At 63.4% G+C, this 13,139-nt stretch carries 10 protein-coding genes, 2 pseudogenes and 1 CRISPR repeat array (1 of these 13 cut by a window edge); of the genes and pseudogenes, 2 read left to right on the top strand and 10 right to left on the bottom strand.

The annotated features are described in order from the left end of the window. Positions 1-142: direct repeats of the CRISPR family, unit length 32 nt; unit sequence GTTTCGATCCACGCCCCCGCGAAGGGGGCGAC; it reaches 3,201 nt to the left of the window's first position. Between the two features lie 192 nt (positions 143-334). The 10 genes and pseudogenes from cas2 to Q0330_RS11680 form a co-directional block, all read right to left on the bottom strand. Beyond that, a complete protein-coding gene (gene cas2, locus Q0330_RS11725; protein ID WP_299479166.1) occupies positions 335-625 on the bottom strand; it encodes a CRISPR-associated endonuclease Cas2 in 291 nt (96 codons plus the stop codon). Between the two features lies 1 nt (position 626). Continuing rightward, entirely contained in the window at positions 627-1,661 is a 1,035-nt protein-coding gene (gene cas1c / locus Q0330_RS11720; protein ID WP_299479162.1) for a type I-C CRISPR-associated endonuclease Cas1c, read from the bottom strand. Further along, positions 1,658-2,296, bottom strand: coding sequence for a CRISPR-associated protein Cas4 (gene cas4 / locus Q0330_RS11715; RefSeq protein ID WP_299479159.1), 639 nt, complete (start codon positions 2,294-2,296; stop codon positions 1,658-1,660). The genes cas1c and cas4 overlap by 4 nt, the downstream gene beginning before the upstream one ends. Then, positions 2,293-3,246 (bottom strand): type I-C CRISPR-associated protein Cas7/Csd2, encoded by a 954-nt coding sequence (cas7c, locus tag Q0330_RS11710; RefSeq protein WP_299479156.1) that lies wholly within the window; start codon positions 3,244-3,246, stop codon positions 2,293-2,295. The genes cas4 and cas7c overlap by 4 nt, the downstream gene beginning before the upstream one ends. Continuing rightward, entirely contained in the window at positions 3,243-4,994 is a 1,752-nt protein-coding gene (gene cas8c, locus Q0330_RS11705; RefSeq protein WP_299479153.1) for a type I-C CRISPR-associated protein Cas8c/Csd1, read from the bottom strand. Before cas8c ends, cas7c begins: the two co-directional genes overlap by 4 nt. After that, positions 4,991-5,689, bottom strand: coding sequence for a type I-C CRISPR-associated protein Cas5c (cas5c, locus tag Q0330_RS11700; protein WP_299479150.1), 699 nt, complete (start codon positions 5,687-5,689; stop codon positions 4,991-4,993). Before cas5c ends, cas8c begins: the two co-directional genes overlap by 4 nt. Positions 5,690-5,764: 75 nt before the next feature. Beyond that, positions 5,765-7,348, bottom strand: coding sequence for a DEAD/DEAH box helicase (locus tag Q0330_RS11695; protein ID WP_299479196.1), 1,584 nt, complete (start codon positions 7,346-7,348; stop codon positions 5,765-5,767). Positions 7,349-7,459: 111 nt separating this feature from the next. Beyond that, positions 7,460-7,984, bottom strand: a pseudogene (locus Q0330_RS11690) (CRISPR-associated endonuclease Cas3''); the annotation flags it as partial. Between the two features lie 165 nt (positions 7,985-8,149). After that, positions 8,150-8,947, bottom strand: a complete 798-nt coding sequence (locus tag Q0330_RS11685) for a DUF5681 domain-containing protein (protein WP_299479145.1) — start codon at positions 8,945-8,947, stop codon at positions 8,150-8,152. 38 nt (positions 8,948-8,985) lie between these two features. After that, positions 8,986-10,293: a DNA methyltransferase gene (locus Q0330_RS11680; RefSeq protein WP_299479142.1), complete on the bottom strand. Its 1,308-nt coding sequence runs from the start codon at positions 10,291-10,293 to the stop codon at positions 8,986-8,988. 248 nt (positions 10,294-10,541) lie between these two features. Here Q0330_RS11680 and Q0330_RS11675 point away from each other — a divergent pair. Together Q0330_RS11675 and Q0330_RS11670 are read left to right on the top strand one after the other, a co-directional pair. Next, positions 10,542-11,138: pseudogene (locus tag Q0330_RS11675) on the top strand (DUF2924 domain-containing protein). Then, positions 11,135-12,742, top strand: a complete 1,608-nt coding sequence (locus Q0330_RS11670) for a recombinase family protein (RefSeq protein WP_299479139.1) — start codon at positions 11,135-11,137, stop codon at positions 12,740-12,742. Before Q0330_RS11675 ends, Q0330_RS11670 begins: the two are co-directional and overlap by 4 nt. The last annotated feature ends 397 nt before the right edge of the window (positions 12,743-13,139 follow it).

The raw sequence follows: 13,139 nt of genomic DNA, 5'->3' as shown, positions 1-13,139 counted from the left end.
AGGGGGCGACCCGACGCTATAACCCGGAAACAGGCGGATTCGACGTTTCGATCCACGCCCCCGCGAAGGGGGCGACGACCATATCTGTCCAGGTGCCAGCACCCGTAAAGGTTTCGATCCACGCCCCCGCGAAGGGGGCGACAGGGTAAGTCATAGTGTGTTGTTTGATGGTGGCAAACAGGTACATATCTGCGAACCAACGCATTAACGGGTGACGCTGGTAATCTTCCGCGTGGAAAATCTAATAAAATAAAACGATTTCAAATAGCTGTTGTTCTGCGAACTTCCTGCGCATTTGTGACACGCTAGGGGTTCGCAGCTGGCGCGGCAAGGCTCAGATGATCAGCGGGCCATTCAGGTCGGTGGCGGGTTTGGCGCCGACATGCTCGACCCGGCGGGTCCAGTTCGCGCCCAGGTAATAATAACGCAGGCTGTCGCGCTCGGGAAGGATAATGCCTTCGAGGCGCGCCTTGAGGCGGGTCCATTGCGCGGGATCGACCTCGATCTCGAAGACCGAGAACTGCACCCGCTGCCCGAAGTCCTCGCAGGCACGGGCGACCTGGCGCAGGCGCTTGCGGCCGGTCGTGTCTTGCGAGTTGACGTCATAGGTGACAAGGACCAGCATCTCAGCTCCAGAACCAGGATGGATAGGCGTCGATATCGCCGCGCAGATGGCGTGCCAGCAGTTGCGCCTGGAGATAGGGGACCAGCCCGAACGGCGCCTTTTCCTGAAGGAAGGGATGCTGGCGTTCCTGCTTTTTCCGTTCCTGCCAGGCGGTCAGGACGGTGCGGCGCGCCTCGTCGGTCAAAAGCACCGCACCATTTTCCATCTTCCGGAAATCCGCCGCCCGCAACTGCCGGCGATTGACCAGCGAAAGCGCCAGCCGGTCGGCAAGGGGCGCGCGCAGTTCCTCCATCAGATCCAGAGCGAGGCTGGGCCGACCCGGGCGATCACGATGCAGAAAGCCCACGGCGGGATCCAGCCCCACCGCCTCGCAGGCGGAACGGCAATCATGGGTCAGCAGCGTATAGAGAAAGGACAGGAGCGCGTTCATCGCGTCCAGCGGCGGGCGGCGCGACCGGCCGGACCAACGCAATTCGGTATCCGGCGCGCGGATCAGATGGTCGAAGACCCCGAAATACTGCAAGGCTGCCTCGCCCTCCGAACCGCGCAGCAGGTCGAGGCTGTCATCGCCATGCTGCACGCGACGCAGGATCATCGCCATGCGATCCGCTGCCGCATTCAGCGCATCGCTGGCCGCAGGCGCCATTTCGCTGCCATGGTCGCGCAGGCTGCGGCGGATCACGGCGCGTTGATTGGCGATCTTGCCCATGACGATACTGCGCGCGACCTCGGTCGCGTCGTCAGCCAGACGATATTGGGCGCGCCGCAGAAGGACATTGCCGGAAACCGGCCCCTCGATCCGGGCCTGAAAGCGCCCGATGCGGTCCAGCAGGACGATGGAGATGCCGCGCTCGGCACAGATGCCGATCAGCGCCGGCGACACCAGGATCGGCCCGAAGGCCACGATCGAGGCCAGCATATGCAGGGGAACGCGCGCCTTTTCGGCGCCCTCGACCTCGGCCACCAGGTTTTCGCCATCCTTCTTCAGGGCCGAACCTTCTGTGGTCACATAGACGGTGTTGAGCAGCTTTTTCATGACAGGGCCTTGTCCAGCATCCGGTCGCGCCATGCCCGGACCGGGCGGCCGACCGTGTCGGGCCGGCACAGGTCTATCAGGGAACAGGCACGGCAACGCGCGCGATGCGGGGTCGGCGGAGGGGTCTTGCCGCTGGCCAGAACCTCGGCAAGCTCGACCACCGCGGCTTCGGTCAGACCGCGCAGATCGGCGTCAAAGGGCACCGTGACCCGACGTCTTGTCTGCGCATAGAACAGCGCCCCCTGTTCGACTGGCCGCCCGGTCATCTCCTCCAGGCACAGGGCCTGCGCGCAGAGCTGGACCTCGTCGGCGCGATGCAGCTTGGGCTTGCCGCGCTTGTATTCGACCGGAAAGGCAGTTTCGCCATCGGGGCCGTGCGCGAATTCGACCAGATCGGCCACGCCGGTCAGGTTCAGTCGCTGCGAGGCCAGCGGCAGCGACAGGACCCGACGGACGCCGCGTGCCTTGCGGCTGCCGCCCTTGTCGGCCACGGCATGCAGCACATCGCCCTCGGCCGTAAATCGGTTCTCGGCCCAGACCCGTTCAAGGTGGATCAGCGCCGCTTGCCGCAGGCAATAGACCGCATGCTGCAGGGCAGAGATCGGGATCGGCTCGTCGGCCTCAGCGCCGCTCACAGCAGATCGAGGATCTCGACCCCCTCGGGCAGGCCGTCGCGCTCGATCCGGACGGTATAATCCGAGAATTTCCGCGCCGGCGGCAGGTTGCCCAGGCCCAGGTCGTCGATCTCGCGAAACGCGCCATCGACAGACCGGCCGACGCGGATCCGGTCGAACAGCGCATGCGCGGGGGCATTGCCAAGCGCATTGGCATGGCGAAAGACGATCAGCTTGCGCGCCGTCATCTCGCCACGCGCCGCCGAGCGGTCATGTTCGAACATGTTCTGCAGCGCCTCGAACAGCAGCGCCAGATCCGCCTCGGAAAAGCCGGTCCGCTCGGCAAACTTGGCCGAGATGAAGCCATGCGCGACATAAAGCCCATAGGGCACGATATGCTTGCGCCCCATGGTGCGGTTGTCGGTGCGCACGTCGCCATCGTCGCCCTCGGCGCGTTTCTTTTGCTCGGCCTCGTTGGTGGCGGCCATGCGGGTGATCGAGATCTCGACCGGCAGGATCGGCTCGACCGAGCTGGCGAAGGTCATCTGCACCGGACCCTTGACCTGCCCGCAGTTGATCCCGGTGGACATCACCGCGCCGAAGGTCCGCACATCGAAGAAATTCGCGCACATGAAATCGCGCAGCGCCTTAGCCTCGGCATCGTCCTTGGGGTTAAGCTTCGCATCCTTGCCCGCCTTGGGATCGTCGGGGCGCAGCGCGACATAGGCCTGGCGGTGCTTTTCGTTCAGGATCGCGCCTTCCTGGACATAGATGTGATGCCCGGCCTCGCCTTCGCGCGCCAGTTCGACGTAATTGCGGATCTTGCGCTTGAGGCTGACATCGCTGACCAGCCCGTGATTGGTTTCCGGGTCGAGGCGCGGCAGGTTGCCGGCATCGGGATCGCCATTGGGGTTGCCGTTGGTCACATCGAAAATCAGTGCGAAATCATGGCGTTGGGAAAGCGTGGTCATGCGGCATCCTCGGAATTGGTGGTCATGTCCTGCTTGCGGAAGAAATCGGCGCGCTGGTGGTAATAGCCGATCCCGAACATGGCCTGTTCGGCGGTGCCAAGCGCAACCGGAATCGGGTCGGCGCCCGGCTCCATCAGGTCGGTGATCGATGTCAGCAGCTTGTCGAGGTTGACCGCGCGGCCGGGGCTGGTCTTACGCAGCTTGCTGAAATGGTTGGCCGAACCGGAATCCAGCGTCCGGAACACCTTTTGCGGCGTGGCCGAGGCGGCACCATAGAACTTGTCCCGGATCGACGCGTTGATGCCGCCAAGGGCGGCGCGCTGAACCTCTTCATAGAGAGCGAAAAGTCGGCCAAGGACATAGCCCCGGTCGGTATTGGCGGGATCGAGCGCCACGGGAACCTCCGATTTGAAGTTGCGGATCAGGACGGATTTCAGAATGGCGATGCGCAGGGCATTGATCTGGCCATCGGCGCGCAACCGCATCAGCACCGTTGACAGCAGGGTCAGCGGATAGGGAGCGCCGGCAAGGATCGCGCGCAGCCACTCGCCGGCGATCAGCGGCGGCACGTTCTCGCGTTTGCCCTGCGAGGCCAGTTCGATAAGATACCGCCAGAGCGGCGGCCAGCCATCGCGCGGCGGCGGCTGGATCTCGGTATCACGCAAAAATTGCTGATAATTCGCCGTCAGCCTGCCGAAATCGTCCTGCCAATAAAAGCGCACCGACAGCCGCGCGGCATTCGGGGCCAGTCCCAGGACGTGAAACCGCACGCCCTGCGCCAGTTCCGGGGCGATATGCGACAGGTGCTGCCCTTGCCGGATCGCATCCAGCCGCGCGCGGATTTCGGAAGTCGCAAGCCGTTCTTCGGCGCCCGGATCGACATAGGCGGCAAAGAAGGACTCCGCCTCTTCTCCGGCTTTCATGTCGCTGGCATCCGCCCAGAACACGGTCGAGGCATCGCCGATCTGCACCCGGTGGCCGCTGTCCTTTTCCAGATAGCGGTTCAGCACCGTCGTATAGGCAAAGGCCGCGGCCTCGGAGATCGGGGCATTGTCGCCCTGTTCGTGGCCGTAGGATTCATAAGCGTTATCGTTGAACGAGACCAAGGCCATCTCGGTCTTACCGCCAATAACACCTTTGATCGGCGGGTGAACTCTCGCAATAGCGCTGTGTTTTCCTGTCACCAAACAGGTGGCAGCGGCAGCTTCTTTGCCGGGAATTGCGACCCAGCTATCCCGGCTGTCCTGCCAGAATTGACGGGCCTCTGGCGTTTCATGCAGATAGAAGTCTCGATAGCTCTCCGCCATCGCAAAAACGAACCCCGAGGTCGGCGGCTTATCAAAGGGAAGGTAGTCGGCAATCTGCTCAGGCTTCCAATTGCTTAAAAATGCGCAAAAGGCCTGGAGCAGGGGCGAGGATGAGGAAGAAAGAAATTCCAGATGCTTGGTTCTGAAGGCATCGAATCGAACATCTGCCGGATCAGTCAGCTTTCCTGCGCCAAGAGCATAGTTGATATTGTCCCACATGAAATTCGGGCGTGGCATGCTACCCGACCGCTTGGGCGAAGCCGGCACCCGCAACATCCGCGGGCTGCGCTTCTTGTCGTCGGCCCGCAGGTCGATCACCTGATCGACCGATCCATCCGGACGCAACACCACGCAGAACCCGATCTTCTCGGTCGAAAACCCGAAGGGCGGGGCGTCGGGCAACCGATCATAGGCGCGCACCAGCGCGGCAAGCAGGCTCATCCCCGGATCTCCGGCGATCCGGGCGGCGGCACCTCCATCACGCCGTCCTTCAGGCTGGCCCGGAAGAACAGCGAAGGCCGGCCCGGTGCCGCATGGTCGATATCCCACAGCATGAAGCCCAGATCGCGCGGGGCGCCGAAACCCAGATCAGGCGTCTCGGCCTCGGGATGGCGCGCCGGCATCGGCGCATCCGGCGCGATCAGCCCGAAATGCGCGGCGAATTCGCGCGTGCCAAGGCAGGGCTGATGAAAGCACTGTCCGCGCGCGGCGCGGCGGTTGAAGATATCCAGATGCTTGCCTTCGTTATCCTCGGCCCCGGCCCGGTCGGTCATCTGGAAATGCGCCTCGATCACATAGGCGGGCGCGACCAGCACGGTCGAGGCCCGCTGCTGCCGATCCTCGTCGACCAGCAGTTGCAGCCCCTCCAGATCGCCGCGCTTCATTGCTCGCTTGATCGTGCCGGCCGGCGTCTTGTGCCCGACCTCATTGCGGCGGATCGACTGAAAGCGGATCGGTTCCAGCACATGGATGCGGTCGATGACCCAGCGGATCGCCGGCTTCCAGTGGATCGCTTCGAGGATCCCGCGCGCGGCCGATGGGGTCATGACGTCATACGAGACACGTTCGACCTTCATCTCGGGGCGAGTAAAGAGGGCATTCTTGCCCCAGACATGCAACCGAATACCGAAAGACATACGTTCTCCTGAAATCGGCCTCAGCTTATTCGGAAGCAACCATAACGCAAGTGCGACATTGCGGCCCACTTGAATTCAGATCAACATGCTCTCTTGGGCCAGGTAATCCGCGTCCTCCCACCACAGCCCGCTCTCGGCGTGATAAAGCGACATGGTCTGCAAGACGCAGAACTGATCGGCGCGCAGGTCGGGGTGCAGGAATGCGGCATGGCCATTCCCTACCAGTTTGGCGCGTGACCGGGCCGGGATCTGCACCGTATAGGGTTGCAGCCGACGCGCAATTAGGCCTGAGGGAATGTTGGCATAAGCCAGATCGGCGACGGCGGCCTTTGCTTCATCGCCCGGCACGATGACCGGCACCATCGGGCTGTCGATCATGCGGTATTCGGCGGCGATGCTGCGAAAGGGAAAGTCGGTGCCGCTTGTTGCAAGGATGAAGCGATCTACCATCGGCTGGCCCAACCGGGCGGGGCCTGCCTTCCAATAGACCTCCTCGAACCAGTCGCGGATCGCATCCGGCGATAGAAGATCGTCGTGGCGCGCGGCCACCCGGTCCATGGCCTCGGCCAGCGCGCGAATTTCAGCCGGGGCGCTGTAGCCGACGGGCGAAAACACCGTCAGCCTGCTTGCCTCGATGTCGCGGGTGCCGTTGCGATTGACGCGGCCCGCGGCCTGAACGCAGGAATCCAGCCCGGCCTCGGCCCGCCAGCCCAGCGGAAAGTCCAGGTCGACCCCGGCTTCTATCAGGCTGGTGGCGATCAGCCGGCAGGGCTGCCCGGCGACCAGCCGCGCCCGGATATCGGATAGGATCGCACGACGATGGACGGGATATTGGCGCGTGGTCAGGTGGATCAGCCCGTCGATCCCGGCTGCCTGACCGTCCCGGAACAGCGCAAGCGCATGGGCGCGGTTGTTCACGATCACGAAGCCTTGCGGCGCCGCGGACAGCGCGTCGATCAGGGCGGCGTCATCCATCGGCCCGGCCCGGACGATCCGCGCCCGCCGCAGCTTGCTGGCCAGCCCCTGCGGATCGGGTGCCAACTCACGCCCCTCCAGCGGCAGGCCACCCTGTTTCAGCTGGCGGCTGTCAAAGGCGGGCTGGGTCGCCGTGCACAGCACGACCGAACAGCCGTAATGCGCAGTCAGAACCTCGATCATGCGCAGTGTCGGGATCAGCAGCTTGCGCGGCAGGGTCTGCGCTTCGTCCAGCACGATCACCGAACCCGCGATATTGTGCAGCTTGCGACAACGCGATGGCCGCGCGGCGAACAGGCTTTCGAACAGTTGCACATTGGTCGTGACTATCAGCGGCGCGGCCCAATCCTCCATCGCAAGCCGTATCTTGTCGTGCCCTTGCGCGCCCGGTCGTTCACTTTCGATTGCAGAGTGATGTTCCAGAACATTATCGCCGAAGAGATCCCGAAAGATCGCGGCGGTCTGGTCGATGATCGAGGTATAGGGGATCGCATAGATGATCCGCCGATGACCATGCCGCGCGGCATGATCCAGAGCAAAACCCATTGAGGCCAGCGTCTTGCCGCCACCGGTCGGCACCGTCAGCGTGAACAGTCCGGGTTCCTTCTCGGCTTCCTTCCTGACATGCGACAGAATTTCAGAACGGAGTTGATTCAGATCACCTTCCGTTGGAAAGCCGGCCATATGCGCATCAAAATGGGTTATCCAGGCCGTTAGCAGCCCTTGCAACGAAGGCCAGCCACGGGACGGAACGCGGTTCTCAAGGCCAGCGTAATAGGCCTCGGTGTCACGAAAGTCCGCGTCTACCAGGCAGGAGAACAGCATTCGCGTCGCGACAGACAGATCGAAAGGTGCCGATGATTGCCGCATAAGCGCCTTAAGCTCTTTGGCAGGCTGGTTAAAGTCCACCTCCATCGCATTGCCGATAGTTGGGTCAATTGGGTCGCGGAAGGTTTCGATGCGCGAATCCAGGCTGCCGGTGGCCCCTCGCCGGTCCGGCAGGCCGGCATGGTGGCCCAGAATGGTGTAGGCGAGGACCTCGGCCACGGGACGAAGCTCAGATGGGACCCTGCGCAATAATAGGGCCGCGCCTGCCGTGGAGTGATTGACACTTATGTTTTCGCCACGAAGGACGCGCTCGAATTCGGGATCGTGTTTTCCGAAGTCATGGAACAGGCCACTGGTTGCGGCCGTGTTGCGTAGTCCAAGCGCGGCCCCCCGTTCGCCGGCCAGGGCCGCAGTCGCTTCAAGATGATCTGCCAGGAGCTGCCAATCGCTCTGATCTGAAAGACGGCCTGAATGTGCGAACTTGAGGGCCATACTGTCCTGCGTGTTTGAATTTTCGCGATGCCGGTACAAACTGGATCACCGTTCGTTAACAATTTCCGACTATCGCGCGGCAATTTCTAGCCGTAGCTTGACTTCGGGGTTCCCGACGCCTTTTTTCTCTGCTGCCTTTGACGCGGGCTCTTTACCTGTTTCGGTTCATTTCAGGTATTTCGTGACTTCCTTTGCATTTGCGATGATCCTGCTTGCATCCCGTGCGTGTTCATCCTTGTCCCGCTTGCGGTGGTTGATCAATGCGGCGCATTTCATGTCATTGGGGATGGCCTGATCGAAGAGCGCCTGCGCCTGTCGCATTTTCGCGATGGTGTCAGCCATGTCCTTGCGTTGCCGCGTGGAGGTTTCGCTGGCAAGCAGGCGTTCCATGAAGGGGATATCCCCGAAATACTCGGCCCAGAGCTCGGCCCCGCGCTCATAGATGAGCCTTTCTTCATTCGTATACGGTCCGTTGACTGTCGCAGTGCCTTTGCGAATATCGATGACGACGTGATCGGGATGTGGCAGCGGCTCTGGCAGGCCAGTGATGCCGAGCCGTGCGCGCCGGTCCAACTCCTTCTCCCATTGGACCTTGTATTCGATCATGGCCTCCAGATGCGCGTGGTGGAGCGCCTTGTTCTCGGCCTCGATCCCGCCCACTAGTTCGGCAAAGAGCTTCTGGGACTGGTGCCTCCCCTTGACGGCATTATGGGCGATGGCGCGCATCACCGCCTGGGTCATCGGCACGGTCAGGGTGCGGTCGCCATCGCGGATGTCGATGCCGCGATAGGCCTCGTCGAGGATGATGTTCTTCAGACGCTCTTCGTTCAGCGCCGGGCGGTTGTTCTTTCTGCCCTTCGGTCGACCACGCGGATTGCCGGACTGGCCCTTCCGGAACCGATGCGCCTTGGGCGGCTTGCCATAGCCGACCTCATAGTCCTGTGCCGACGACGCGCCGGTCATGGCTGGCAGAGAACCGGGGGGCTTTTGCGATCCACGCGTCATTCGGCGGCCTCCAATGCGGCCACGTCCGGCCTCTGCCAACCGCAGACAAGCTGCTGGGCCTCGTCATGCGCCAGAATCTCCCACCTGGTCAGGATCCGGTCGCAATAGAGCGGATCGATCTCGCAGAGCCGGGCGTCGCGCCCGCTCCGTTCCGCCGCGATCAGCGTCGAGCCAGAACCGCCAAACAGGTCGAGCACGATCTCGCCGCGGCCCGAGCAGTCCCGGATCGCATCGATGATCATCTGGACAGGCTTGACCGTGGGGTGCATGCCAAGCTCCTCCATGCGCCCGGCCTTCATGGTGTTCACGCCCCGGTATTGCCAGACATTGGTCCGGTAGCGCCCGTGCTGCCCCAACTCGAAACTGTTCACATGCGCGGCGCTGCCCTTCTTGAAGGCGAAGATCAATTCGTGGCGCGAGCGGTAGAAGGTCCCCATGCCGCCATTGTCCTTGACCCAGACAATCAGATTCTTCAGCGCGTCATAGACCGCCGCGCCCGCATCAAGCACCTCCCGCATGTGGCGCCAGTCCATGCAGACGAAGTGGATCGATCCATCCAGGCTGTGATCGGCATGCCCGCGCAGGGCGCGGGTCAGGAAGTCGGTGAACTCGGCAGCACTCATCTCGCCCGACGCCATGGCGAATTCGCGGTGCTTCACCTTGCCCTTGCCGCCGACATGGCCATCGATGGGCACGTTATAAGGCGGATCGGTAAACACCATGCGGGCCAGATCGCCTGCCATCAACTGCGATACCACCACTGGATTCAGACTGTCGCCACAGATCAGGCGATGACGACCAAGCTGCCAGATATCGCCGGGCCGGACCCGGGCCGCAGCCGGCTCCGGCTGAAGATCGTCGGCCGGGTCGCCGTCTTCTTCAGGCGTGAGCCCGTCGATCAGGGCATCGATCTCTGCCACCTCGAAGCCGATCACGCCAATGTCAAAGTCCAGATCCCCGGCCACGAGCGCCTCCAGCTCTTCGGCCAGGATGCTGTCATCCCAGCCGGCATTCAGCGCCAGCTTGTTGTCGGCAATCACATAGGCCCGCTTCTGCGCCGGGCTCATGTGCTCCAGCCGGACACAGGGCACGCTTGCCATCTCCAGAATCATGGCCGCTGCGACGCGGCCATGGCCGGCGAGGATGGTGTTCTCGCGGTCGATCAGCACCGGGTTGGTAAAGCCGAAGGTCCTGATGCTGTCGGCGATCTGGCGCAGCTGCTTCTTCGAATGGGTTCGGGCATTCCTGGCCCAGGGTTTGAGTGCCGAGGGTGCGATCTGCTCGATCTGTGGTTTGGTGACCATGGTTTCTTATCCCGTTCTGGGTGTTTCTGCTCGTATCTTCTGCTTCCGCAAGATACGTCCTTCCTAGGCTGTGCACAATATTTAGTGCGTAGACGTTGCAACACATACCATGGGTCGTGCGACTTCTGCCTGAGGGAATGTTCATGGATATCGGAGAACGCTTCCTGACCGTCCTGCTCATGACAGCGGCACCCCGCTGACGGGGCGACGGTTGGCCGGTTGCTTTACGCTTTCCGATCATCATTGGCATGACCATGCACTTTACGCTCTTTCCGACTGGACTGTGCCGGGCAACCGAGCGTGATGGGGACAGCCGCGCGATGCGGCGCAGCGTTCCGAGCCGGGAGTTTTTCATGAACATGCACCACCGACCACGCCAGGCAGAACCGTCTTCGCCACTTGCCCAACCCACCGATCCGCTCTGCAACCTGCCTGCTGAGCTTGCCGCGCTGGAAGGGGTCGATCTTCATGATCTGCGCCGGATCTGGGCGGCCCGCTGGGGCGCGGCGCCTGGTTTGCGCTCGCCCGGCCTGCTGCGGCTGATGATCGCCTGGCGGATGCAGGCAGAGGCGGTGGGCGGGCTCGATGCGATCAGCCGGCGGGCACTGTCGCGGACCGGCCCGGTGCGGGCGCAAGGGCTGGAACTGGGTCCCGGCACGGTGCTGCGCCGGGACTGGGCCGGGGCCTGCCACGAGGTCCTGATCGGCGAGGACTGGTTCTACTGGCAGGGCAAGCGCTTCGCCTCGCTGTAGCGGGTGGCGCGCGCGATCACCGGCACGCGCTGGAACGGGCCGCGCTTCTTCGGGCTGGAGGCCGGCCCGGGCCGGTCGGGGCGGCAAGGATGAGCCGCAGGAAGCTGCGCTGCGCGCTCTATACCCGCAAGAGTTCCGATGAGGGGCTGGACCAGGCCTTCAACTCGCTGGATGCGCAGCGCGAGGCCTGCGCGGCCTATGTCAAAAGCCAGCGGGCCGAGGGCTGGACAGCGCTACCCGATCATTATGACGATGGCGGCTTCTCGGGCGGCAGCATGGAGCGACCGGGCCTGCGCCAGCTGCTCGGGGATATCGCCGCCGGTCACGTCGATGTGGTCGTGGTCTACAAGATCGACCGGCTGACCCGGGCCCTGGCCGACTTTGCCCGCATGCTGGAGATCTTCGACCGGCACCAGGTCAGCTTCGTCTCCGTGACCCAATCCTTCAACACCACCAGCAGCATGGGGCGGCTGACGCTGAACGTGCTGCTCAGCTTTGCCCAGTTCGAACGCGAGGTGACCGGAGAGCGGATCCGCGACAAGATCGCCGCCTCGAAGCAGAAGGGGTTGTGGATGGGTGGGACAGTGCCTTTGGGCTATGACCTGCCGCCCCCGGGCGGGGAGCGGGTGCTGGTGCTCAACCCGGCAGAGGCCGAGACGGTGCGGCTGATCTTCCGGCGTTATCTGGAACTCGGCTCGGTGCCGGCGCTGCTGGACTGGCTGAACCGGCAGGGGATCCGTTCGAAGCGGCATGTCAGCCGCAAGGGCAAGCTCCTCGGCGGTCGGTGCTTCAGCCGCGGCGCGCTGTTCTATCTGCTGCGTAACCGCATCTATCGCGGCGAGATCCCGCATAAGGGCAAGACCTGGCCGGGCCGGCACGAGGCCATCGTCGATGCGGATCTGTTCGAGGCCGTGCAGCGACAATTGGCGGCCCATGCCGGGCGCTACCGGGGGCAGGTCTGCGATAGAGGCAAAATGGGCGCCGATGCGACGGCCTGGCTGACGGGCCGGATCCGGGATGGAGCCGGGCAGGGCATGTCACCGGCTGCAGCACGGGGCCGGGGCGGCAAGCGCTACCGCTACTATGTCTCTCAGGGCTTGCAGCAAGGGCGGATCCGCCGGGACCGGGGCGAGGCCGGGGGCCAGCGGATTCCGGCCCCGCTGATCGAGGCGCGGGTGGCCGAGATCCTGCATCGGCTGGACCTGCCCGGTGCCGAGGTCGCATGGCCCTGTCTGCAGGGGGTGGAGATCCACGAGGATCATATCCTGCTGATCATCGAGCACGACACGCCATCCGCGCTGCGTGACCTGCTGATCGCTGGCGAGGTTCTGGATGCGGACCCGCAACATCCCGGTGCGTTGCGTCTGCGCCACGAGATGCGCCTGCAGCGGCGGCAATACCGGCTGGAGGCGGTGGCGGAACGCAGCCATCCCGACCCGGCGCTGATCGCGGCGCTGCGCAAGGCCCATGCGCAGGTGCAGTACGACCGCAACGGCCTGCCAACCTGTGACGGCGCGCCGACGACCCCCTATGCCCGCAAGCGGCTGCAACTGGCCTTCCTGGCTCCGGACCTGCAGCGCGACATCCTGCTCGGCCGTCAGCCTCCGGGCCTGACCCTCGCCAGGCTACTGACGAGAGGGATCCCGCCCGATTGGGATGAGCAGCGCCGGATGATCCGCGATCTCGCTGTCCGATAGGCGTCGCGTGGAGCAGCAGAACCGGGATCCTGCCTGGGAACCACCGCGCCCGACACTCCCTGTTTCGTCGGATATAATTCCCTGAACCTGCCGAATTTATTCCCTGATCGTGCGGATTTAATTCCCTGTTACTGCGGGCAGGGAATTCGCCGGCCAAGACACTGTTTTTACGTGAGAAATATATGGCGGGAGCAACGTTCAGGCCATGTCTTTCAACAATTTCCCTGTTAATTCCCTGTAAATGGCTCGCGCAAAACCCAGACCTGCCGCGCGGGCGTGCCCCAAAACCCGCCCGGAGCCCAAACGTATCCGCCCGGCATGACCGCAGAGACCGGTGCCCCAAAACGCCGGAAAGCGCGCCAGATATCGCTGCAAATACAGATCCACAGAACCGCCA

The organism is uncultured Paracoccus sp. (genome assembly GCF_937873615.1).
GTDB lineage: Bacteria > Pseudomonadota > Alphaproteobacteria > Rhodobacterales > Rhodobacteraceae > Paracoccus.
This window is presented reverse-complemented; position numbering and strand designations above follow the sequence as displayed.

Excerpts from the sequence above, each read along its gene's own strand:
- cas2 (WP_299479166.1), bottom strand. The coding sequence starts at position 625 with ATGCTGGTCCTTGTCACCTATGACGTCAACTCGCAAGACACGACCGGC.
- cas7c (WP_299479156.1), bottom strand. The coding sequence starts at position 3,246 with ATGACCACGCTTTCCCAACGCCATGATTTCGCACTGATTTTCGATGTG.
- cas1c (WP_299479162.1), bottom strand. The coding sequence starts at position 1,661 with ATGAAAAAGCTGCTCAACACCGTCTATGTGACCACAGAAGGTTCGGCC.
- Q0330_RS11695 (WP_299479196.1), bottom strand. The coding sequence starts at position 7,348 with ATGGCCGGCTTTCCAACGGAAGGTGATCTGAATCAACTCCGTTCTGAA.
- Q0330_RS11670 (WP_299479139.1), top strand. The coding sequence starts at position 11,135 with ATGAGCCGCAGGAAGCTGCGCTGCGCGCTCTATACCCGCAAGAGTTCC.
- Q0330_RS11680 (WP_299479142.1), bottom strand. The coding sequence starts at position 10,293 with ATGGTCACCAAACCACAGATCGAGCAGATCGCACCCTCGGCACTCAAA.
- cas5c (WP_299479150.1), bottom strand. The coding sequence starts at position 5,689 with ATGTCTTTCGGTATTCGGTTGCATGTCTGGGGCAAGAATGCCCTCTTT.
- cas8c (WP_299479153.1), bottom strand. The coding sequence starts at position 4,994 with ATGAGCCTGCTTGCCGCGCTGGTGCGCGCCTATGATCGGTTGCCCGAC.
- Q0330_RS11685 (WP_299479145.1), bottom strand. The coding sequence starts at position 8,947 with ATGACCGGCGCGTCGTCGGCACAGGACTATGAGGTCGGCTATGGCAAG.